Below are 20,070 nucleotides of genomic sequence, written 5' to 3'. Positions count from 1 at the left end.
ATAGCAAATTAGGCCTGTTAAGCGGGCACTTGAGCGCCAGGGATGGAAGCAATAATGGGTAGATTCGGAACCACGGCAGGGCTGCTGTTGGCAGTGTTGCTTTTTGCGGCAAAGGCCAGTGCCATACAGTTGCCGGATCAATCCAGTCCCCCCTTCACTGACCAGTATGGATGGCTCTCCCCCGAACTCACCGACCTGACCCCGCAATGGGTATCCTTGCTGCAAGATTGGGGGGTTCTGTCCGCTGACATTGAAACGCCATCGGAAGAAGAAATAAACGCAGCGACCAAAAAGGTGTTGGCGCTGAGGGCCGAATTGCGGTCCGAACGAAATGGGCCGTCGCCAGACGAGATATTGTCCAGGGCGATAAAGCAGCATCGCCTACCCGAACTGGTTAACGAACTCACACCGGAATACGCCGGTTTTTCTCGCCTTCGGAAGGCGATCTCCGCCGAGATGCGCCGTCAGACAGTGCCACTGCCGGAGTTCGGGTTGCTGACCGGGTTAAGCCTCGGGCAGTCACACCCAGAGGTGGCGGTCTTTCGAACCTACCTGGCAAATATTCTCGACCATGCCTTGCCACCTGGAATGGCGGAGCGACCCGTATGGGACCCTTCGTTGGTTCTGCTTCTGAAAACCTACCAGAAACAGCATGGTCTTGAAGTCAGTGGTCGCCTGGATGAACGGACACTGCGCCACCTGCAGTTCAGAGGTAACCCTCTTCCGGCGATGCGTTACAGCCTTCGGCAGTGGCTGCAGTTGCCAAAACGCATGCCTGATCGAACTGTGCTGGTGAACATACCGCATTTCGAATTGCTATTTATAGAGGCGGGTCGGGTCGAGTTGGTCATGCCCGTCATCGTCGGGAAGCCGGACAGCCCAACACCAACGCTCAACAGCCGCTTTGGCAGTGTGACTTTCAATCCCAGTTGGACACCACCGGTCAGCATACTGAAGACAGAGTTGTTGCCCTTACTGCAAAAAGACCCATTTGCTCTCAAGAAGCGCGGGTTTGAATTGTTTCCGCGCGATGCCAGTAACGTTACTTCGCCTCTGGGCTGGGAAGATTTCTGGCAGCATGAAGATACCCGGATCCTTGGCCGTTACGTGCTCAGACAGATACCTGGTAACAACAACCCCTTGGGAAGGGTTCGTTTCAACCTGCAACAGACTCAGGCCATTTACTTACACGATACGCCGCAGAAGCAACTTTTTGGTGAATCCCGGCGGGCACTCAGCCATGGGTGTGTCAGGGTGGCCGATGCCGGGTCTCTTGTCGATGCGATATTTAAACAACCTGGGAGATACCGGGGGCTTTCCTTTCAAAAACGGCCTGATTGGCACGAGGCCCTTGAAAGCGATGTTTCCGTCCATTTTGTGTATATGCCAGTTTGGGTAGACACCTCGGGAAGTGTGGTGGTGGCAAGCGACATATACGGGAAAGCATCTTAGTTAGATTGTGATCTGCGTCACAATTTGTAGTTGTTTTAGATTGTAACAAAAAGATACATGCCCTAGGTTTAAGTTGAGGTTGGCGTTTGGCGTCAGTGGTACTCAGGGATGTGGCTCGAGCCTGAATTCGAGCATCTTGTATCTAGCTTTACATTTTGAGGGACCAAAAAATGAAAGAATTTCTGAAGGCTCTGTGGAAGGATGAGGATGGCTTGACTGCGGTTGAGTATGCGATTGCAGGTGGGCTGGTTGTTGGTGGCATGGTTGGTGCCTTCAACACCCTGGGAGGCAATGCAACAGACAAAATTGATTTTCTCGCTCGGGCTGTAAACGGAAGTACCAGCTGATTAGATCACTAGGCACCAGTCCGGGGCCTACCTCGGACTGGTGCGTGCTCAGAGGAGCTTTCGTTGGAAAATTTTGTGTTCGCATTCGTCTTTCTGGTTTTCGGTCTGGCTGTGGCGAGTGATCTTCTGAAAGAAAAAATCCCGAATGCCATGACCGTTGTGGCTTTTTTGGTAGGGATAGCATTCCAGAGCTATTCGTCGGGTATTTCTGGAATGCTAAGTGGTCTGGGGAGCGCACTTTGTGCCCTGGTTATATTTGGGGCGCTTTTCCGCTTCAGGTGGGTAGGCGGAGGCGATGTCAAACTGATGATGGCTGTATGCAGTTTTTACGATCCTGTCCAGGCATTGATGATTTCCGCGTTCGGGATTGCTTTCGGGGCTGTTACCTCGCCTCTGATCGCAATCCTTCGGATGGGGTGGCAGCCCCTGTTGATTACTCTCAAACGTTACCGGATGATGGCGGCTTTTCGCACCTATATTGCGCCCGAGAGTTCTGAAATCGCAGGCGTGAGGGTGCCCTACGCGCCGGCGCTGGCGCTGGGATGGCTGTTTTATGTATTACAGATCGGGTAAGCAGGCCCGATGCACAAGGGAAGTCAGAAGTTTGCTCCAAATTAATGGTGTGTATTTTTGACTAGGTTTTATTGCTCCAACTGGAAGGAGCTTGCCGTTGAAGTCAATTCATCTAGAAGAATCGAAGGTTACTGAGCCAGTTGGCGCCCCGCCTGCGGTGTCCCTTCCTACGCCTCATAGTGTTTTCGAAACCGGTCTGCCCGGCCCGTTGCTTAGGGGTCTTTTGCTCAAGCACCTGTTAAAGCGCGAAGTGGCCTCCATCAAATTGCTGGCCGAGTTGATGGGGCTCAGCGGCAACGTAATTGCGGAGCTGGTCGCAGAGGCCAAAGCCAACAGCCTGGTTGAAAATCGCAACAGCGAGCAGGGTCAAATGCGGGTGGCGCTCAGTGCTGCGGGCCGGCAACAGGCGCGTCAGGCCCTTGAGCTGAGCGGCTATGTTGGTAAGGCGCCTGTTCCTCTCGAGGAATACCGTCGCATTTGTATCCACCAATCCAGTCGGCGTCAGGCTGTCAGCCGTCAACGCCTGCTGGAAGTCTTTGATACCACGGTGGTGCAGCCCGATTTAATCGATCAGATCGGTCCTGCCATAAATTCCCGGCGCGCGGTGTTGATCTATGGTGCCGCTGGCACGGGAAAGAGCTTTATCTGTCGCCAGCTGAATCGTCTCTTCGGTGACGAGGTCATGATTCCCCATGCCGTAGAGATGGGTGGGGAAATCGTGCAGATTTTCGATCCTCAGATACACCAGAGAATTGATAGCGCTTTTCGAGACGACGATCTTTTTGCTCAAATCAGTGATCCCCGCTGGTATCGCTGCCATCGCCCCCTGGTGGTCGTGGGTGGGGAGCTTGAGCTCTCTATGCTCGACATCAGTCATGACCCAAAAGCAAGGCTTCACAAGGCGCCCATTGGCCTTCTGGCCAATAACGGCGTGCTTTTGATTGACGATCTTGGCCGACAGAAAATCAGTGCCAAGGAGGTGTTTAATCGGTGGATTGTGCCTTTAGAAGAGGCTCGTGATTTTCTGTCGTTACCCAGTGGGGCGCATTTTGAGGTGCCCTTCGAGCAGAACCTCTTGTTTTCCACAAACCTCAGCCCCCAGGACATCTTTGATCCCGCCTTCCTTCGGCGCCTGGGTTACAAGATTGAATTCAAAGCAATAGATGATGAAGCGTTTGTTGCAATCTGGCAGCAGCAATGCCGTGTTATGGGCCTCAACGACAAACATCATCTTGGCCGGTGGTTGGTTCAGCAGTGTTACCCCACGAATCAGTTAGACATGCTTCCGTCTCATCCTCGGGACCTGCTTTCCATCGTGTCAGATCAAATTCGGTTTAACGAACTATCCAGCATTATTGAACCAGAGCTGCTTGAGCGAGCCTGGAATATCTATTTCGTGGAAGCCAGTCGCTGTCCGTTTCCGGCTGCTGTGGCCACATTCAATGAGGAGGGCGGATCATTATGAATTCTCGATCAATAGGCTTCACCGTATTGTCGGTGCTGTTCGCGGGTATAGCCGTATTCATGGCAAAAAACTGGCTCGATAACAATCGGCCGAAAGACGTCAAGGTTGAGGAGGTGCAGGCGATCGCCATGTCTGTGTCTGTGCCGGCGGGAACGGTTCTGGAGCAGAGGCATCTCTCTGTGCGCAGTTTTCCCCGGTCTATGGCGCCGAAGAATGTGAGTCAGAGCATGGAGACGGTTGTTGGTAAAGTAGCCAGGCACCCGATGCTGGAAGGGGATTTCGTTCGCCCTGAAAAGTTGGCGGAAAAGGGGGAAGGAAGCGTTCTGGCCAGTCTGATTGAATCCAACATGCGTGCGGTCACCATCCGGGTTGACGATGTTGTGGGGGTTGCCGGTTTTCTTCTTCCGGGTAATCGAGTCGATGTGTTGATGACTCGCAGTTCCCGGGAGAACGCATCTACGGATGTCGTTCTCAGTAATCTTAAGGTGCTGGCCGTCGATCAGGTGACCGGAACCGATGCCAACAAGCCTATCTTGGTGCGGGCTGTCACTCTGGAGGTGTCCCTGGAGCAAGCCGAGGTGCTGATGAACGCCAGAAGTCGGGGCAGTATTCAGCTCGCTCTGAGGAATCCAAACGACAAGAGCGCGGTAGAGTTGGCTGAGGCGAAACCGGAACCGGAACCTGTGGTTGCGGCTGTGGAGCCTCGCCGGCTGGCGCCCAGTTACGAGAAGCGAAAGATTGAAGTAATTCGTGGTGTTTCGATGCAAACTGTCACTGTGGACTGAGGATGTGCACCAAACTTTAGGAAGAAGTAACTATGAATAACTCATTGTGGAGAAGTTCAAAGAATCAGCTTGCGCGATTCTTCCAAGCGGCTGTGATGGTTGTGGTTGCGGGGTTGTATTTCACCCCCACCTGGGCTGGTGGCGGTTCAGGGCTGGGGGTTTCGGTCAACCTTATTCCCATCTACAAGTCCCGAACCATTCCGATTCAAAGTACACCTGCCCGTGTGTCTGTGGGTAATCCGGATATCGCAGACATTCTGGTGACCGAACGCTCTGAGCTTTACGTTGTGGGAAAGAGATTGGGAAGCACTAACATCCTGGTTTGGGATAAAAACGATCGCCTGGTTGATTCTATCGATATAGAAGTCACCCACGATCTGAATGGACTGAAAGACAAACTTTATCGCTTCCTGCCGGACGAAAACATCAGTGTGCTCAGTTCCCAGGGGCATCTGGTTCTGTCAGGTCAGGTATCCAGCCCGGAGCGTATGGAAGCAGCAAAGCGCCTTGCTGATGGTTATGCACTCGCAGCCGGTGGAGAAGACGCTAACAGCGAAGTTCTCAATATGATGTCTGTAGGCGGTGGCCAGCAGGTGATGCTGGAAGTCACCGTGGCTGAGGTTCAGCGGGAGCTCGCCCACAGGCTCAACAGTGACTTTGCCTTGGTCGGCCAGGACGGCAACTTCCTGGGAGGGCTTATTGGTGGGGATGGCCTGATTAGTGAATTCGGAATCTTCGGCTCATACGTGACCAACAGTTTTCTCTACGATTTTGCTATCGATGCAGCCAAGGAACAGGGGCTTGCTCGCGTTCTGGCCGAGCCCAACATCACAGCCTTGAGTGGTCAACAGGCTGACTTTTTGTCTGGTGGCGAGTTCCCCGTGCCGGTGCCGGATGATGACGGAATAAAGATTTCTTACAAGGAATTCGGTGTTGGTGTGTCATTCGTTCCCACAATTCTTGGGGATGGAAATATTAATCTGAACCTCGATGTGCTGGTCAGTGAGCTGAGTAATGCGAATGCGGTAGGGATCGCGCCCACGGGGACAACTGCAACCATTATTACTCCGTCAATTGTGAAGCGAAGCGCTCGGACTACGGTTGAGCTTGCTGACGGGCAGACTATTGCTATTGCCGGCTTGCTCAGCAATCGCGTTCGTGAGTCTGTGAATCAATTACCTGGATTGGGCGATGTGCCTATTCTTGGACAGTTGTTCCGCAGTGAGGAATACCTGAATGGGGAAACCGAGCTGGTTATTCTTGTTACTCCTCGACTGGCCCAGCCGATTACCCGCGAAGGCTTGCAGTTGCCGACGGATGGCTTTGTGCCGCCCACTGATCTGGAGTTTTATCTGCTCGGCCGAATGTTTAAACGCGAAACTGAGGGAGATTCGGGGCAGCGTAGCACTGGTGGGGCATCATCCTCGGCGGTGCAACCCGGCATGCGAGCGGCTGAAATGGCTGGTACAGGCAATAAATACGGACATGCGCTGTAAATTGCGCTCAGGAGGAACTTAAATGAACAAGCCTATTGTATTGTCTTGTATCGCTGTCTTTCTAACCGCTTGCAGCAACAACAATGTTCTGGAGAAAGTTGAACTTGGTGGCACGATTGCTGAGGTGAAGCAGCGCCAAATTCTGGATCCCGGAGCGGAGTACCGGAATGCCGGAAAAGTTCACACGTTGAACGGAAACGTCACCTCCCGAGTCATAACGAACTATGAAAAATCCACGTATCCGCCAGCATCTGCTCGTGGGAAAACGCTGGCGATCGGTGAAGACTAGAAAGCGTCCGATCACGCCGTATTAGGGTCTCTACTCCAAGGAAAGGGAGAAAGGATGATCGTCGAACAATGCCATCGTTATCCTGACACCAAAAGACAGCGTGGTGCTGTTGCTATTCTGGTGACGGTTTCTCTGGCGGCCATTTTAGCTGTTGGTGCGTTGACGCTGGACGGTGGGTATTTATTCCTTAACAAGGCTCGGCTACAGAATGCCGTTGATGCGACGGCGCTCCATGCGGCGAAGGAGCGTGACCTGGGAGCAGATCACGCTGCGGTACGTCGGGAAGTCGTGACGATGTTGACTAACGTACTCGCCTCCGATGACTACGAGGCGTTAAGAGATGAGATTGATCTGGCCGGGGCGACGTTTGATGGGACCGATGTTACCGATCAACTCAAGGTGGAATTTTCCCTCCAGCCAGACCCTTTCATTCCAACCGGCGACCTGGCGGCTGACTATGTCCGGGTGCGTTTGCAAAATATTGGGCAACCTGCCTTTCTCGCAGGTATTGCGGGTTTTAATGAGCTTCCCGTTCGCGCTTCCGCGGTGGCCGGTCCCAGTACGCCCTTGCTCAGCTGCTCCAATAACCTTTTGCCGATGGTGGTGTGCCAGGGAGGGGACCCCAGTACCCCTTCCGGATATCCCAATAACACCATCATGCAGATGAAGATCAGCAGCAACACAGATAGTGCAATCGGAGATGGAAATTTTCAGCTGGCCAGGCTTCCGGGCTTAACTGGTGGGGCGGATATCCGGAATGCCATGGCTGGCGCGGCAGTAGGGGCGGAAACCTGCTTCGGACCGGGAACGGTCAACGAAGATATTGAAACCGAGCCGGGAAATACTGTGGGCCCCGTTGCAACGGGTATGAATACCCGTCTGGGTCGCTATGCCAATGGCACCGTTAATCCGACGGATCATCCACCGGACAAAGATGTGTGTGTGGGCGCACCGCTTGATGTTGTCGATGGACAAGTGGTCTACGAGGAGAGTGGTGCGCTCGTTGATAACGCCGATTCTCCTTCCCTGTACCGCTATGCGGATTACGCAGATGCCTACTCGAATAGTCTAAGTGGAGAGGGATATTCCTGTCCCCATAATCCGGCCCAATCGTGGAGGGAGGACGGAAATAGTGCTCGGCGGGAATTTACGATACTGGTTGGGCAGTGTGATGGCGAAGCTAACGGACAGAATAATCTTGCGTTCGAAGGTATGGCCTGTTTTTTCCTGATGCAGGAGGTCATCCAGAAAGGAAATGAAGCTTTTGTGATTGGAGAGTTTATTGAGGATTGCAGTGGCACTGGCCCGGCAGTCGTTGATGCGGTTGATCAGAATGGGCCCTATACAATCGTTTTGTATCGTGACCCGGGAAGTAATGACTCATGACGGCGACTATTCAACATTCCATGAGGCGTCAACGTGGTTTGGCCGCGATCGAAGCGACTCTGGTTTTGCCGTTGCTGTTCTTGCTGTTCTTTGCCTTTGCGGAGTTGGGGCGGGCGTTCTATCAGTATCATGAGTTGTACGGTGCCGCCCGAAACGCGTCTCGATACCTCATTAATGTGGCGCGACCTGGCAGTCTTGGCGATGTGGTGGTGACCGATGCTGTTCGATCGGCAGCCACTCGATTGATTGTCTATGGCTCGACTGCCCAGCCAGCTGATGGCGCCGAGTCAATTTTACCTGGACTGAATGAGGACGATGTTCAAATTGGCGTGGATCCGGTCTCAGAGCAAGTTACTGTACAGGTCAATTACGACTGGACGCCTATCTTCGGGAATTCAATACCAGCCTTCTACGGTAACCCAATATCCTTGTCATGGAATATGGACGTTAACCTCTCGATGAGGGTGCTATGAAGAAGATATACGCTCTAAAAAAGCAGGGCGGAGTATATGCCGTCGAGTTTGCGATCGTGGCGTCGGTCGTTTTGGTGATGATCTTCGCGGCATTTGAAACAGGGCGCTTAATGTTTACTTTCAATACCCTTGAAGAGGTTTCCCGGCGGGCAGCGCGTTTGGCGGTGGTGTGCCAGCCTGACCTCGAAGTTGTCCCCGAAGCGCCCGATGGCCTGAAAGCACTCGCACTTGATGGCATGGATGAGCTTGTGACCGGCCTCACACTGAATAACCTTAATATCCGCTACCTCGCAGAAAACGGGGCGGTTGCGAATACGGCAATGCAGATTGACCTTGTTTCTGCGAGTGTTGAGAACTACCAGCATCAACTGATTATTCCGGGCTTTTTCATCACCCTGAATGCTCCTGGTTTTACGACAACCTTGCCAAGAGAGAGCCTTGGGGCGACCCGTTTCGGCATGACGGTGTGTGCATGAGCAGTTATAAGGAGAGAACTGTGAACGACCTGATCGTACAGCCTTTGCAAAGCAAGGCCGAGAATCAAATCAAACCTCGGGTTCCTCTGGCCGTTCCTGTTTCTGTCCTTGTTATTGCGATACAGCCGGAAGCTGCGCGGGAGACGGCCAGAGAGCTTGAATCGATTCCAAACCTCACCGTGACCCATGCTGGATTTAAACACCTGAATCCGGCACAGCTTCAAGATCATCAGACGGTTCTTCTGCATATGCCTGACGATTCGGCTCATGCCTTGCACCTTGTGCAAGAGCTGGCACCACAGGTAAAGAACTGTATTGTGATCGGCAATAATGTCACACCGGAGCTCACCCGCAGCGCGTTGCGAGCGGGCGTAATCGATTTCGTATCAGGCAAGCCGGAAGATCTGGATGACCTGATTCAGGCCCTTTACAGCATTGCTGACCATCTCGTGACGGAAGTGAAGCTGGCGCCACTGCAAGTGGTCATTAATGCCAAGGGCGGCTCGGGGGCAAGCTTTTTAAGTATGTCGCTGGCAGACCAGTTATCCTTGATGACCGGCGGTAAGGCGGCGTTGGCAGACGGCGACCACCTTAATGCCAGTCAGTCAGCAATGCTTAAAGGAGCCCCCGAGTATCATTTTCAGGATGCCCTGCGCGAGGCCTCCTCACTGGATGATTCGGCAATCAAAGGGCTGATGAGCCAGTTTTCCGGTATTGCGCTCCTGCCAGCAGCGCCGTTTGGGATGCTGCGGCCGAATCATTTCGACTTCTCTCAGCTTCCAACCTTACTTTTCAAATTGCGTACTTCCTTTGAGTCCGTTGTCTTTGATCTCTCCCGCGGGGCAGAACACTGGTCAGTACCTGTCCTGCAGCAGGCGGATAATATTTTCATCGTCGTTCAGGACAACGTGGTTTGTCTGCGAGACGCTGCCAATCTGATTCGCTACGCAGTGCGTGAGCTGGACATTCCGAAAGAGCGAATGCAGGTCGTCGTGAACCGATACCTCAAGAATCCCAACAGTCTGAAGTTGGAGGAGATCGAGAAGGCGCTCGGGACGGATCAGATCGTAACGGTACGGAATGACTACAAGCTGGCCAGTCTGGCTATGGAGCAAGGGAAAACCCTGTCTGTGATTGCCCCCAACAAGCGGATTACCAAGCAAATCAAGGAAATCGCCCAGCAGGCACAGTTCGGGAAAGACCAGCAGCCCCAAAAATCTATTTGGCGTCGGTGGTTCGGTTGAGCCTTACCGTCACTTAACGCGCGATCCGAGCCGGAGAACGAGACATGGAAGTATTCGCAGGAGGGAGTCTGATGGGGACAATGGAAAATGTCGGTAGCGACTACGCAAGACACGTGCTTACCGATCAGGAGCAGGCGGTCAAGCTCGAATTATTCGAAAAACTCATGCCTTTGTTGGATGTTTCCCGATTATCCGATGTGGAAGAGTCCAGTGCCAGGGACCAGATCACCAAGACATGTCACCAGTTACTGGATGCCGATCCCCGTCCGGTTAATCGTGTTGCCCGTGAGAAAATAATCAAGCAAATCAATGACGAGTTGCTTGGGCTTGGCCCTCTGGAGGCTTTGCTGGCGGACGATAGCATTTCAGATATTCTGGTCAACGGCTTCGACAATGTGTACGTCGAGCGATTTGGCCGACTTCAGCGGCTCCCGCTCCGGTTCAATGATAATCAGCATTTACTCGGCATTATCGACAAAATCGTGTCCAGCGTCGGGCGGCGTGTCGATGAATCCAGCCCCATGGTGGATGCCCGCTTGAAGGATGGGTCCCGGGTCAACGCAATCATTGGTCCTCTGGCCTTAGACGGGCCTGCGCTATCCATTCGCCGGTTTACCGTAGACAAACTGAGAGCGGAGCAATTGATTGAAAGAGGCTCCATGTCTGATGCGATGGGCCAGTTACTTCATGCGGCTGTGGTTGGGAAGTTGAATGTTCTGGTTTCCGGCGGCACCGGCAGCGGGAAGACCACGCTTCTTAATATCCTGTCTGGCTACATTCCCTCTGATGAGCGAATAATCACGGTAGAAGACTCTGCTGAATTACAGCTCCAGCAGCCACATGTGGTTCGCCTCGAAACCCGTCCACCCAATATTGAGGGCAGGGGGGAAATCAACGCCAGGGATCTGGTAAAGAACTGTTTGCGGATGCGCCCGAACCGGGTGGTTGTTGGGGAAGTTCGGGGTGGGGAGGCGCTCGATATGCTCACCGCCATGAATACGGGTCATGAAGGTTCCCTGACCACATTGCATGCCAACACCCCCCGCGATGCACTCAGCCGACTTGAGAATATGGTGTGTATGACGGGTATGGATATCCCGGTGAAAAATATTCGTACTCAAATTGCTTCGGCGATTGACCTGGTGGTCCAGCTGCAGCGGCACGAAGACGGTCGAAGGCGCGTTGTCAGCATTTCAGAAATATGTGGCATGGAGGGAGAGGTTATTACGCTTTCGGAAATCTTCGCTTTTAAGAGAAAGGGCAGGGATGAGCATGGCAATGTGTTGGGGGAGTACGGCGCCACTGGTGTGATTCCGCATTTTCATGAAAAGCTTTCGAGCTGTGGTGTCGAAATCCCCATTGGTATGTTCGAGTCGAAAATGGACTTCGGCTTTTAAGGGAGGCCCACAAAATGTCTGTGGATTTGATGATTCTGCTTAGTGTGTTCGTGGCCGTCATTCTGCTGTCACAGGCACTGATGCTGCCGGTTTATCGTCCCCAGCGTGGTGACACTCGATACATCAAAGAGCGCCTTGAGGCCATTCGCGAGGAGCGTGGCGGAAAAGAGGCAGAAATATCGGTATTCCGAAAGAATAAGCTGGAAAAGGCCAGTGCCTGGGGGCGTCAGCTGGAAGCACTCCCGTTTATCGCAAATATCACCCTGCGTCTGGAACAGTCCGGCTCGGACGATTTGGCCTATAGATACATTGCCAAGGCCCTACTGTTGGCAGCTTTGGCGGCTGTGGGTGTTTTCTTCTGGAAGAACTCGATTGGGCTTTCCGCGATTGCGTTCGTTGTCATTCCCGCTGCCTTTTATGTCAGCCTTAACAAACGCTTTGCCAAGCGCATAGACAAAATTGAAGAACAGTTTCCCGAGGCGCTCGGAATAATCGGGCGAAGTCTGCAGGCAGGTCATGCCTTTCCAGATGCGGTAAAAATGACTTATGAGGAACTTGAGGGCCCTATTTCTGAAGAGTTTTATAAGATTTTCAATGACATAAATTACCGGAAAAGCGTCAAGGCCGCGTTGCTGTTCTTTGTTGAACGGGTGCCGACAGTGTCCGCCATGGCCTTCTCCAGTGCGGTGATCGTTCAAAAGGAAACCGGTGGAAATCTGGCTGAGAATGTTAAAAACCTGTCTAAAATCATTCGCCAGCGGTTTGCCTTCAAGCGGAAAGTCAAAACCCTCTCAGCTGAGGGGCGGATGTCAGCCTGGGTTCTGGTTCTGATGCCCATCGCGTTGTTTGCGTTCCTTTACTTCACCAGCCCTGACTATGCGCAGGAACTCACCGGCACGGAGCAGGGAAGAGAGCTTTTGCTTTACGGGTTTCTGGGAATGGGGGCCGGTGTATTCTGGTTGGGTAGATTGATTCGCTTGGATGTATGACCTATGGATTTTCTAGTTGGCTTAATCAATGACTTTACTCAGAACGAAACCTATTCTGCGTTCGGCATTTATGTGATCGCGGGTGTTGCTGGGCTAAGTCTTGCTATCGCGGTTCAGTATTTTGTCTCGGGTGTTTACTCTCCGCGAAGTAAGCGGGTTGGCGCTCTGGTGAGTCAGGGTGAGTCATACCAGCAAGAGCTGAAGGGACGGCTTGAAGGCAGTCTCACGTTTAATCACAAGAAAACGTTTCTCGGATCGTTTGCGATCGGTGGCGATGAGGTCAAGCGTACCCTGATCCAGGCTGGCTTCCATAATGATTCAGCGCTGGCCATCTACAACGGAGTGAGAATTGTTTTAGTGTTGTTCAGTCTGGTGGCGGTGTACGTCTTTTTGCGGGCGTTTCCTGACCTGTCAAAAGCCGTCACGATGTATGTTGTTGCTGGGTTCCTCGGTATTGCCTTTCTGCTTCCAAGTTTGGTCCTTGATCGAATTGCTTCGAATCGAAAGAGCCTGATGCGCAGAGGGTTTCCTGACGCGCTGGATCTCCTTGTGGTTTGCTGTGAGTCCGGATTGACGCTGATGGGAGCGTTGCAGCGGGTGGCCAGTGAAATAAAGCTGAGTCATTTCGAACTTGCCCATGAGCTTGACCTGGTCTGCAAAAAGGTTCGTGGAGGTATTAGTCTTGAAAGGTCTCTGGCGGAGTTTTCCGAGCGGACAGGGCTGGAGGACATCCGCGGCTTGAACGGAGCCATTACCCAGAGTATTCGCTTGGGTACGGGAATTGCGGAGACACTAAAAATCTACGCGGAAGAGCTCAGGGATAAGCGCCAGCAGGCGGCAGAGGAGAAGGCTGCAAAACTGGGTGTAAAAATGATTTTTCCCACCATTTTCTGTATCTGGCCATCATTTTTCATCGTTGCGGTCGGGCCCTCAATCCTGAAAGTCGCGCAAGTATGGGATAAGGCGTTCTAAGCTGCTCTTTATCAAACAAAAAAGTCGTAGGAGTTCAGGCCAATGAAGTTTAAGGCGCAAATTTTTCGAAGTGTTGCCGTTGCGGTGATGTCTGCTCAGCTTTTATTAGTGGGCTGCGCGAGCACAGGGAAAACAGTTGGCAATCTGAGTGAGCCGGAAGATTCCGAGCAACTGCGCTTGCGGGCCGACACGGCTTATGAAGCAGGAAATTACAACCTGGCACTGAAACACTACATCAAGGTACTGGCCCAGGCGCCCGAAAGTGCGGAAGTGCTGTATCGGGTTGGCTTTATTCAGGAGCAAAAGGAGTCCTTCCGGGAGGCGGAGCAAGCCTACTCTGATGCTTTGGAGCTTCAGCCCGAATATATCCCTGCACGTCTGGGTAAGGCTCTGATTATGTTGCGAAAAGGGCAGGTCCACAGAGCATTTTCAGACCTCGAAGCGATTCGTGAACAGGATCAGGAACGGTTGGCTGCCAAGCTGTTTCCGGCAAACGAGAAAAACTCCCCTGAGGGGGTTGAGTCAAAAAAAACGCCTGCATATCGTTCCAGTTTAAATCGCCTTGAAAAAGGCGGTGCGGGGCTGAGACAGTACAATGCGGCCGAGACCAGTGACGCAGATTCTGCTGAGACGGCGGTGGTACCACATGCAGACATTCAGAAGGTGAAAATCAGGGGCGCAGAGCAGGATGGTCCGCTCTTAGCTCTGGATGAGCACTCACCGCTGGCATGCTACAGCGCACTGGGTATCATTTTTGACCTCTGGGACAGATATGGCGAGGCCCGTGATCATTATAGTTTGGTCCTTGTTGTCAATCGTGATGATGCCAAAACACTAAACAATATGGGGTATTCGCATTATTTGGAGGGTGACCTGATATTGGCTGAGCATTACTTCCAGCGGTCTGTGCGTGCGAAGCCAGAGTTCAAGCGGGCATGGTCAAATCTGGCGTTACTTTATGCTCGCCTTGGTAAGCATCAGCAGGCCGAGCGGACATTGAGGAGGGTGGCCGACACCCCTGATGCGATGAACGATATAGGTTATTTCGCCTTGCTCCAGGGGCAGACTGATGTCGCAAAGCGGTACCTCCAGCGAGCGATAGACAGCTCTCCCACTTATTTTGGTCTCGCCCAGGATAATCTGCGTTATGCACAACAAGGTTGGGGCGACGGCAACTAATCGGAAGTGCTCACTTTGACTTTGGCAATTTGCTTGAGCGTAACGCAAACATTTTTTGTTTAGCTGTTGTGGTACTAGCGTGCAGATAAACTACCGGATATACCCCGCCTCATTCGGGATTTTGGCGACCAGCGTGGTGGTGGTCGTATTGTTTGGAGGCTTCTTATCTTCGGACTTTGACTTATATGCCATTCAGCGTTTCCTCTTCGTGGGGATATTAGCCGGTCTCACTCTAGTTTCGCTTCCTCGTCTAATTTGTAATTTCCAGTCGTTAAATGGCTATAGAAATGCCCTGGGGTTTTGCTGCCTTTTGTTGGCCGCAATGAGCATTTCCGGGACGAGTGGCGGAGCGCTTTATGGCTGGGTTGAACCGGTTATGTTTGGCGGTTTTTTTATTCTTCCGATTCTCTTGGCGGCCTGGCTTGGAGGTGCAGGGATGACAAATGTTCAGTCCCTGGCAGAGAGCTTCCTTTACCCTTTGGTTGTTGGGTGTCTGATGTATGGTTATGTGGCTTTAATCATCTATGCGGGCAAAATGCAGGAAGGTGAATTCAGAGTAATCGATTACCTGCCTTGGGGCTTTAACAATATCCGTTACTGGAGTCATATCGCCTCCTGGGCGCTTCCTCTTCTACCCTTGGCTGTGTTTGTTGGTCCTTTGAAACGCTCGGGGCTATGGCGCCTCTGTGTGCTGATAGCGGGCGGTCTCTGGTGGTGGGTTCTTATATTATCTTCTGCGAGAGGTAGTATGGTAGGTCTTGTTGCCAGTGTGTTTTTTTCAGTGGTGTTAATGGGGCAGTCCGCTTTCCCGTGGTTGAAAGAGTTGCTTCGTCACCTTTCTCTAGGGCTATTGTTCTGGCTGATCCTTTCTATCGGGCTTCCAGTGTTTATGGCTGGTGATGCTGGGAGCTTGGATGTAGATATAAATACGGGTGATTCGGGTAGAATCCCTATGTTTATAGAAGCCTTTGCCATGAGCATGGTCCATGCGCCCTTTGGAATGGGTGCCCAATCTTGGTTGACTCACGAGTTATTGACCGACAGTTATCAGAATGCAACCAAGTTTTCGCACCCGCACAATATGTATCTTTTCTGGGCGGCTGAATACGGTTGGATTTTTGTCTTTGGGGTCCTTGGATTGGTTGCCGTCGCGTTTGGGAAGCTTCTAAAGAAGAGAGCATTTGTCCAAAGTGGAGACAGCCAAGAGTATGCACTTTGCTTAATCGCCTTTACGGCCTCCGTTGTTGCTGCTTTGGTTCATGCGAGTGTTTCTGCGGTGTTTCTTGCTCCCGCATCCATGCTGGTTGGCTTGTTTATAATTACGATATTTTGGACGCTTCTTGGGCATCATGAGACAAGAAATCAAACAGCGAAAGGCTCGACAACTCATGCCACTTCTGCCCTGGCGGTTTTCGTAATAAGTCTTTCACTGTCGGGGCTTTGGTTGCATGAAGTCTGGCAGTACCATCAGGCGATGCTCGAAGATAAAGAATCCTTTGAGGATGATCTGTGGGCCCCAAGATTCTGGCTTCATGGGAATTTCCCAAGAGCCCAGTGACTCAATTTATTGCCTTCTGATCTGGGTAAGTTGGGCTTTTATAGGCAGTAATAATTGCATCGGTGAGAAATGATAAAGCCCGCTAAAAAGCGGGCTTTATCATGGAATTCGGATGGTGCCCGGAGGCGGAATCGAACCACCGACACGGGGATTTTCAATCCCCTGCTCTACCAACTGAGCTATCCGGGCATGTTGCAGTGCTGTCGTGCAACGGGGCGCTATTAAACCGGTTTCGCTGTTTTGAGTCAAGGCTGAGTGGCAAAAAAATCCGAATCTTTTCGGTGCTGTTCAGCCCTTGACCAATGAGCGGTTATTGCTCCGGTGGCACGTACCCTTCGGCCTTGTCGAACGGTTCGTTGTCGAGGAAGTGTTCCATCTGTGCCTGCAGGTATTTGCGGGTGTTCGGGTCCATCAGGCTCAGGTGCTTTTCGTTAATCAGCATGGTTTGCTGGGACTGCCATTCTTCCCACGCCTGTTTGGAGACGGTTTCGAACAGTTCCTGGCCTTTTTTGCCGGGCATGGGGGGGAAGTCCAGGCCTTCGAGTTCCTTCTGATACTTGCGGCAGAAAACGGTGCGGCTCATGGTCGCTCCTTCAGGTGAATGAATCTGCGGGCATGATACCAGAAAGGGGAGGGGCTCTGGCGCACCCCGGTGCGTCAGAGCAGCGCTGCCTGTTCGGCGTCAGTGAGCAGGGTGCGAATGGGGGCCGGCAAGCCCAGGGTAAGCGCTTCGTCCCGGTGCAGCCAGCGCAGGTTGTCGCTATCAGCAACGACGTGGCTGCCGTGTACGCGCAGCCGGGCTGGCTGAATGTGCAAATGATAGTGGCTGAAGGTATGCCGGAAGCCGCTGATCAGTTGAGGCGTTTCGCAGGCAATGCCGAGCTTCCGCTCACAGGCATCCTGTAGTTCGTCTGCGCCGAAAGCCGGGTCCAGTTCTGGCAGGCTCCACAGACCGCCCCAAATGCCGGACGGTGGACGTCGCTCCAGCATAATTCTGCCTTGTGAGTCTTCCAGAATGACCATCCAGGTGGTTTTTTCCGGTTTGGCCTTCTTGGGCTTGGAACCAGGATAAAGAGTGGCCTCCCCACGAGCGTAGGCGGTGCAGTCCGCCTGCAGAGGGCAGGAGTCGCACTGTGGTCGCGTTCGGGTGCACACCATGGCGCCCAGGTCCATGATGGCCTGGGTGTAGTCGCGCACGCGATCGTGTGGCGTGTGTTGTTCCGCGTATTCCCACAACCTGTTCAGGACGCTGGTCTGGCCCGGCCATCCGGGTACGGCGTGGTAGCGGGCCAGAACCCGCTTGACGTTGCCATCCAGAATGGCGGCCCGCTTGCCGAAGGCCTGGGTCAGGATGGCGGCGGCGGTTGAGCGCCCGATGCCTGTCAGGCTCTCGAGTTTGTCCTGATCTTGTGGGAATTCACCTCCGAACTCAGCCATGACCGTTTTCGCGGCTTTTTGCAGGTTCCGGGCGCGGGCGTAGTAGCCCAGTCCGGACCAGTGGCTGAGCACATCATCTTCCGGCGCTTCTGCCAGAGCGCGGGCATCCGGGAAACGCCGCATAAAGGCATTGAAGTAGGGGATGACCGTGGTCACCTGGGTTTGCTGAAGCATGATTTCAGACACCCAGACCCGGTAAGCATTGCGGTTGTGGTGCCACGGCAGGTCGTGCCTGCCGTGCTGGTCGTACCATTCGAGCAAACGCCCGGCGAAGTTGTCAGGCATTACTTGAACAGACCTTTCAGTTTGTCGCCCAGCTCCTCCTCGAGCTTTTCCTGGATTTTCTTTTCGGCTTTTTCCTGGGCGCGGTCCAGCTCTTCTTCCGCTTTGGCCTTGGCGGCATTGGCGGCCATATCCTTGAGTGTGTCGCGGAAACGGGAACCGTCAAAAGAGCACAGCTTGGCAGGGTCGTCGGTCAGACTGCCCCGGCATTCAACCGGGATAACCACGTTCTGGACGACATCGCTGACGCGGCAGGCTTCGTCCCGGTGGATTTCGCCGGTGATGCGAAGGCCGGCCTCGTAATCCAGGTTTTTCTGCTCGAGGTTTACAGTGCCGTCACCTTCCAGCGTCATGCCGGCGAGGGCGGCTACCAGGTCGGTGTTTTCAAGGGTGCTGCCATCGATCTTCAGGGTGCCGCGCATATCGTTGAACGGGGTAGTGGTGCCCCAGCCACTGTTGCCGAGGCTTTCCTGATTGGCCAGTGCAATGCCCTGGCAGGCCATGCGGGTAAGGTTCATTCTGCGGAACTCACCTTCGGCCAGATTGAATCCGATCTCGCCTTTCGCGTTATCACGAAGCGCGGTAGTCCGGTTTCCTTTGGTGGTGACGTTGACCTTCAGATTGGCGCCCCCGGCGAGCATGTCCACTTCCGCCAGGTCGGTCAGCAATGTCAGGGTCTGCACATTGGTGACGTTAGCGCTTACTTTCCAGTCGGGGGCATCTTTGCGCGCATCCAGCGTGACGTTGGCGCCGAAGCTGCCGTCGTAAAGCTTGCCGCTGAACTCGTCGACTTTCAGCAAGCCGTCTTTGGCAGTGGTGCTGGCCTTGATGTCATTGATGGTTAGGTTGCTGGCGATCAGTTCACCGAGGCCGAGGTCGATATCCAGCAGCAGGGCGCGCAGGGCTTCCAGCGGCAGGAGGTCGGCTTCTCCTGAGTTGCTGCTGGCGGTCTTGCTGGTTGCTGTCTCTTCAGGTGCCTGCTCGGTGGCGTCGCCTTCCGGTTCCGGTGCCAGGTAACGGTCAAGGTTCAGCTTGTCGCCGGTCAGGTTCAGGGTTGTCGCCTGGTTGGTCAGGTTGAAGCTGCCTGAGCCCTCGAACGTGGTGTCGTCCAGTGCCAGCTTGATATCGGACAGTTCGATGTTGCCCTCGGCGCCACTGATGCTGGTTGAAAATGCCACGGACTCAAGCACGTCCGGATCTCGCGTTTCGATCGGTGCCTGGCCCAGGGTTTCCAGCAAGGCCTTCGGAGAGAATTCGTTCAGGGCGAAGGTGCCGCTGATCGTGGGTTTGTCGCCAAAGCCTTTCACGTTCAGATCGGTGGTAACGGAGAGGTCGGCCAGGCCAAGGGTGAAGTCGCTCAAAGTCGCGGTTTCATTTTCAAGATCAGCGCTGGCGGAGCCCTCGAGTTCGGCGGTCACAGACTTACCGCCCAGTGGCTCTCCTGCCATATCGAACACCGCTTTCAGTCCGGAAATGGCGAAGGCATTGAGCGCTTCGTTGGCTTCAATGCGGGTGCTGATGTCGCCGTTCAGCTCGAACCGGGGCTTTGCGGTTTCGACACGGAAGGTCACATCCAGAGGGAATTCGGAATCCAGCGCGATGTCACTGGCATTCACGGTGAAGTTCTCCAGCGTGACGGCCTGGCCTGTGCGCTTATCCGTGTAATGTACCTGGGCGTTGGTGATTTCAATGTTCTCGACGTTGAACGCCAGGGGTTCGCCGTCGGACTCCTGAGCCGGTTCACTGTCTGTTTCGGCGGGCTGCTCCTGCGCCGGCTGTTCGGCCTCGGCGGTGCTTGTGCCTTCCGGCATGATCCGTGTCCAGTTGCCTTCGCCCTGCTCATTGACTTCCAGGCGGGCATCCAGCCCACTCAGGGCAAAGGTGCCGACCCGGGGCGACATGGTGACAAGGGACATGAAATCCACCTGCGCCACCATTTGTTCCAGTGCCACCAGGCGACCACCCTCAAGATTGGCTTCCACATCGTTCAGTTCGATGCCAAGAGGGATAAAGGACCAGCTGATGTCGCCGTCCAGTACCAGGTCCAGGTTGGTGTGTTTTTCCACCGCATGTTCAATTTGTGGTTTGTAATTGTTGGGGTCGATCACTGCCATGGCGATGGCAATGGCCACTGCAGCGAGGACGATCAGTGCAACAATGGCGATCAGCAAATAACGAACAACTTTCATGATCGTGGCTTCCTTTTCCCGGGAATGTGTTGCCAAGTGTGCGACGGTGGTCGCCGATTAACGAAAGGATACCGCAGGGTT

The 20,070-nt window shown here is 53.6% G+C and carries 19 protein-coding genes and 1 tRNA gene; 16 read left to right on the top strand and 4 right to left on the bottom strand.

Translation table 11 applies throughout. The features are described 5' to 3' along the window. Window positions 1-54 precede the first annotated feature (54 nt). From QVZ43_RS03695 to QVZ43_RS03620, 16 genes are all read left to right on the top strand, one after another. Window positions 55-1,452, top strand: coding sequence for a L,D-transpeptidase family protein (locus QVZ43_RS03695; protein ID WP_302908918.1), 1,398 nt, complete (start codon window positions 55-57; stop codon window positions 1,450-1,452). 170 nt (window positions 1,453-1,622) lie between these two features. After that, complete coding sequence (locus tag QVZ43_RS03690) at window positions 1,623-1,799, top strand: Flp family type IVb pilin (RefSeq protein WP_302908917.1); 177 nt, start codon at window positions 1,623-1,625, stop codon at window positions 1,797-1,799. 63 nt (window positions 1,800-1,862) lie between these two features. Next, window positions 1,863-2,372, top strand: a complete 510-nt coding sequence (locus QVZ43_RS03685) for an A24 family peptidase (protein ID WP_302908916.1) — start codon at window positions 1,863-1,865, stop codon at window positions 2,370-2,372. A gap of 97 nt (window positions 2,373-2,469) precedes the next feature. Beyond that, window positions 2,470-3,837: an ATP-binding protein gene (locus QVZ43_RS03680; RefSeq protein WP_302908915.1), complete on the top strand. Its 1,368-nt coding sequence runs from the start codon at window positions 2,470-2,472 to the stop codon at window positions 3,835-3,837. Beyond that, the gene (gene cpaB, locus QVZ43_RS03675; RefSeq protein WP_302908914.1) at window positions 3,834-4,622 is read left to right on the top strand and encodes a Flp pilus assembly protein CpaB; all 789 of its coding nucleotides are present in this window, start codon (window positions 3,834-3,836) and stop codon (window positions 4,620-4,622) included. The genes QVZ43_RS03680 and cpaB overlap by 4 nt, the downstream gene beginning before the upstream one ends. A gap of 32 nt (window positions 4,623-4,654) precedes the next feature. Further along, on the top strand, window positions 4,655-6,118 hold the full coding sequence (locus QVZ43_RS03670) for a type II and III secretion system protein family protein (RefSeq protein ID WP_338140883.1): 1,464 nt from the start codon (window positions 4,655-4,657) through the stop codon (window positions 6,116-6,118). A 22-nt stretch (window positions 6,119-6,140) separates the two neighbouring features. Continuing rightward, window positions 6,141-6,407 carry a hypothetical protein gene (locus QVZ43_RS03665; protein WP_302908913.1) on the top strand — a complete coding sequence of 89 codons (267 nt, stop codon included), beginning with the start codon at window positions 6,141-6,143 and terminating at the stop codon, window positions 6,405-6,407. Between the two features lie 54 nt (window positions 6,408-6,461). Continuing rightward, window positions 6,462-7,793: a pilus assembly protein TadG-related protein gene (locus tag QVZ43_RS03660; protein ID WP_302908912.1), complete on the top strand. Its 1,332-nt coding sequence runs from the start codon at window positions 6,462-6,464 to the stop codon at window positions 7,791-7,793. After that, window positions 7,790-8,266 (top strand): TadE/TadG family type IV pilus assembly protein, encoded by a 477-nt coding sequence (locus tag QVZ43_RS03655; RefSeq protein WP_223794425.1) that lies wholly within the window; start codon window positions 7,790-7,792, stop codon window positions 8,264-8,266. The genes QVZ43_RS03660 and QVZ43_RS03655 overlap by 4 nt, the downstream gene beginning before the upstream one ends. Next, entirely contained in the window at window positions 8,263-8,742 is a 480-nt protein-coding gene (locus QVZ43_RS03650; RefSeq protein WP_223794424.1) for a TadE/TadG family type IV pilus assembly protein, read from the top strand. The genes QVZ43_RS03655 and QVZ43_RS03650 overlap by 4 nt, the downstream gene beginning before the upstream one ends. 20 nt (window positions 8,743-8,762) lie before the next feature. After that, window positions 8,763-9,986 carry a CpaE/TadZ family protein gene (locus tag QVZ43_RS03645; protein WP_302908911.1) on the top strand — a complete coding sequence of 408 codons (1,224 nt, stop codon included), beginning with the start codon at window positions 8,763-8,765 and terminating at the stop codon, window positions 9,984-9,986. A 71-nt stretch (window positions 9,987-10,057) separates the two neighbouring features. Beyond that, window positions 10,058-11,383, top strand: a complete 1,326-nt coding sequence (locus QVZ43_RS03640) for a TadA family conjugal transfer-associated ATPase (RefSeq protein WP_420890901.1) — start codon at window positions 10,058-10,060, stop codon at window positions 11,381-11,383. Between the two features lie 14 nt (window positions 11,384-11,397). After that, on the top strand, window positions 11,398-12,372 hold the full coding sequence (locus QVZ43_RS03635; protein WP_302908910.1) for a type II secretion system F family protein: 975 nt from the start codon (window positions 11,398-11,400) through the stop codon (window positions 12,370-12,372). Between the two features lie 3 nt (window positions 12,373-12,375). Beyond that, complete coding sequence (locus QVZ43_RS03630; RefSeq protein ID WP_302908909.1) at window positions 12,376-13,344, top strand: type II secretion system F family protein; 969 nt, start codon at window positions 12,376-12,378, stop codon at window positions 13,342-13,344. A gap of 42 nt (window positions 13,345-13,386) precedes the next feature. Then, window positions 13,387-14,523 carry a tetratricopeptide repeat protein gene (locus tag QVZ43_RS03625; protein ID WP_302908908.1) on the top strand — a complete coding sequence of 379 codons (1,137 nt, stop codon included), beginning with the start codon at window positions 13,387-13,389 and terminating at the stop codon, window positions 14,521-14,523. A 133-nt stretch (window positions 14,524-14,656) separates the two neighbouring features. Then, window positions 14,657-16,081 carry an O-antigen ligase family protein gene (locus QVZ43_RS03620; protein WP_302908907.1) on the top strand — a complete coding sequence of 475 codons (1,425 nt, stop codon included), beginning with the start codon at window positions 14,657-14,659 and terminating at the stop codon, window positions 16,079-16,081. 113 nt (window positions 16,082-16,194) lie between these two features. On the opposite strand, the gene QVZ43_RS03615 is transcribed toward QVZ43_RS03620, so the two are convergent. The 4 genes from QVZ43_RS03615 to QVZ43_RS03600 form a co-directional block, all read right to left on the bottom strand. Then, window positions 16,195-16,270 (bottom strand) — tRNA-Phe (locus QVZ43_RS03615). A 121-nt stretch (window positions 16,271-16,391) separates the two neighbouring features. Further along, window positions 16,392-16,664, bottom strand: a complete 273-nt coding sequence (locus tag QVZ43_RS03610) for an oxidative damage protection protein (RefSeq protein ID WP_223794410.1) — start codon at window positions 16,662-16,664, stop codon at window positions 16,392-16,394. 74 nt (window positions 16,665-16,738) lie between these two features. Continuing rightward, window positions 16,739-17,803: an A/G-specific adenine glycosylase gene (mutY, locus tag QVZ43_RS03605; protein WP_302908906.1), complete on the bottom strand. Its 1,065-nt coding sequence runs from the start codon at window positions 17,801-17,803 to the stop codon at window positions 16,739-16,741. Continuing rightward, entirely contained in the window at window positions 17,803-19,989 is a 2,187-nt protein-coding gene (locus QVZ43_RS03600) for an AsmA family protein (RefSeq protein ID WP_302908905.1), read from the bottom strand. The genes mutY and QVZ43_RS03600 overlap by 1 nt, the downstream gene beginning before the upstream one ends. Between the last annotated feature and the right edge of the window lie 81 nt (window positions 19,990-20,070).

Source organism: Marinobacter suaedae (assembly GCF_030519635.1).
In the GTDB taxonomy this organism is placed as follows: Bacteria; Pseudomonadota; Gammaproteobacteria; order Pseudomonadales; family Oleiphilaceae; genus Marinobacter; species Marinobacter suaedae.
This window is presented reverse-complemented; position numbering and strand designations above follow the sequence as displayed.

Bases quoted from the DNA above. Each gene is read 5' to 3' on its own strand.
- QVZ43_RS03695 (WP_302908918.1), top strand. From the start codon at position 55: ATGGGTAGATTCGGAACCACGGCAGGGCTGCTGTTGGCAGTGTTGCTT.
- QVZ43_RS03690 (WP_302908917.1), top strand. From the start codon at position 1,623: ATGAAAGAATTTCTGAAGGCTCTGTGGAAGGATGAGGATGGCTTGACT.
- cpaB (WP_302908914.1), top strand. From the start codon at position 3,834: ATGAATTCTCGATCAATAGGCTTCACCGTATTGTCGGTGCTGTTCGCG.
- QVZ43_RS03670 (WP_338140883.1), top strand. From the start codon at position 4,655: ATGAATAACTCATTGTGGAGAAGTTCAAAGAATCAGCTTGCGCGATTC.
- QVZ43_RS03665 (WP_302908913.1), top strand. From the start codon at position 6,141: ATGAACAAGCCTATTGTATTGTCTTGTATCGCTGTCTTTCTAACCGCT.
- QVZ43_RS03660 (WP_302908912.1), top strand. From the start codon at position 6,462: ATGATCGTCGAACAATGCCATCGTTATCCTGACACCAAAAGACAGCGT.
- QVZ43_RS03655 (WP_223794425.1), top strand. From the start codon at position 7,790: ATGACGGCGACTATTCAACATTCCATGAGGCGTCAACGTGGTTTGGCC.
- QVZ43_RS03650 (WP_223794424.1), top strand. From the start codon at position 8,263: ATGAAGAAGATATACGCTCTAAAAAAGCAGGGCGGAGTATATGCCGTC.
- QVZ43_RS03640 (WP_420890901.1), top strand. From the start codon at position 10,058: ATGGGGACAATGGAAAATGTCGGTAGCGACTACGCAAGACACGTGCTT.
- QVZ43_RS03635 (WP_302908910.1), top strand. From the start codon at position 11,398: ATGTCTGTGGATTTGATGATTCTGCTTAGTGTGTTCGTGGCCGTCATT.
- QVZ43_RS03630 (WP_302908909.1), top strand. From the start codon at position 12,376: ATGGATTTTCTAGTTGGCTTAATCAATGACTTTACTCAGAACGAAACC.
- QVZ43_RS03625 (WP_302908908.1), top strand. From the start codon at position 13,387: ATGAAGTTTAAGGCGCAAATTTTTCGAAGTGTTGCCGTTGCGGTGATG.
- QVZ43_RS03610 (WP_223794410.1), bottom strand. From the start codon at position 16,664: ATGAGCCGCACCGTTTTCTGCCGCAAGTATCAGAAGGAACTCGAAGGC.
- mutY (WP_302908906.1), bottom strand. From the start codon at position 17,803: ATGCCTGACAACTTCGCCGGGCGTTTGCTCGAATGGTACGACCAGCAC.
- QVZ43_RS03600 (WP_302908905.1), bottom strand. From the start codon at position 19,989: ATGAAAGTTGTTCGTTATTTGCTGATCGCCATTGTTGCACTGATCGTC.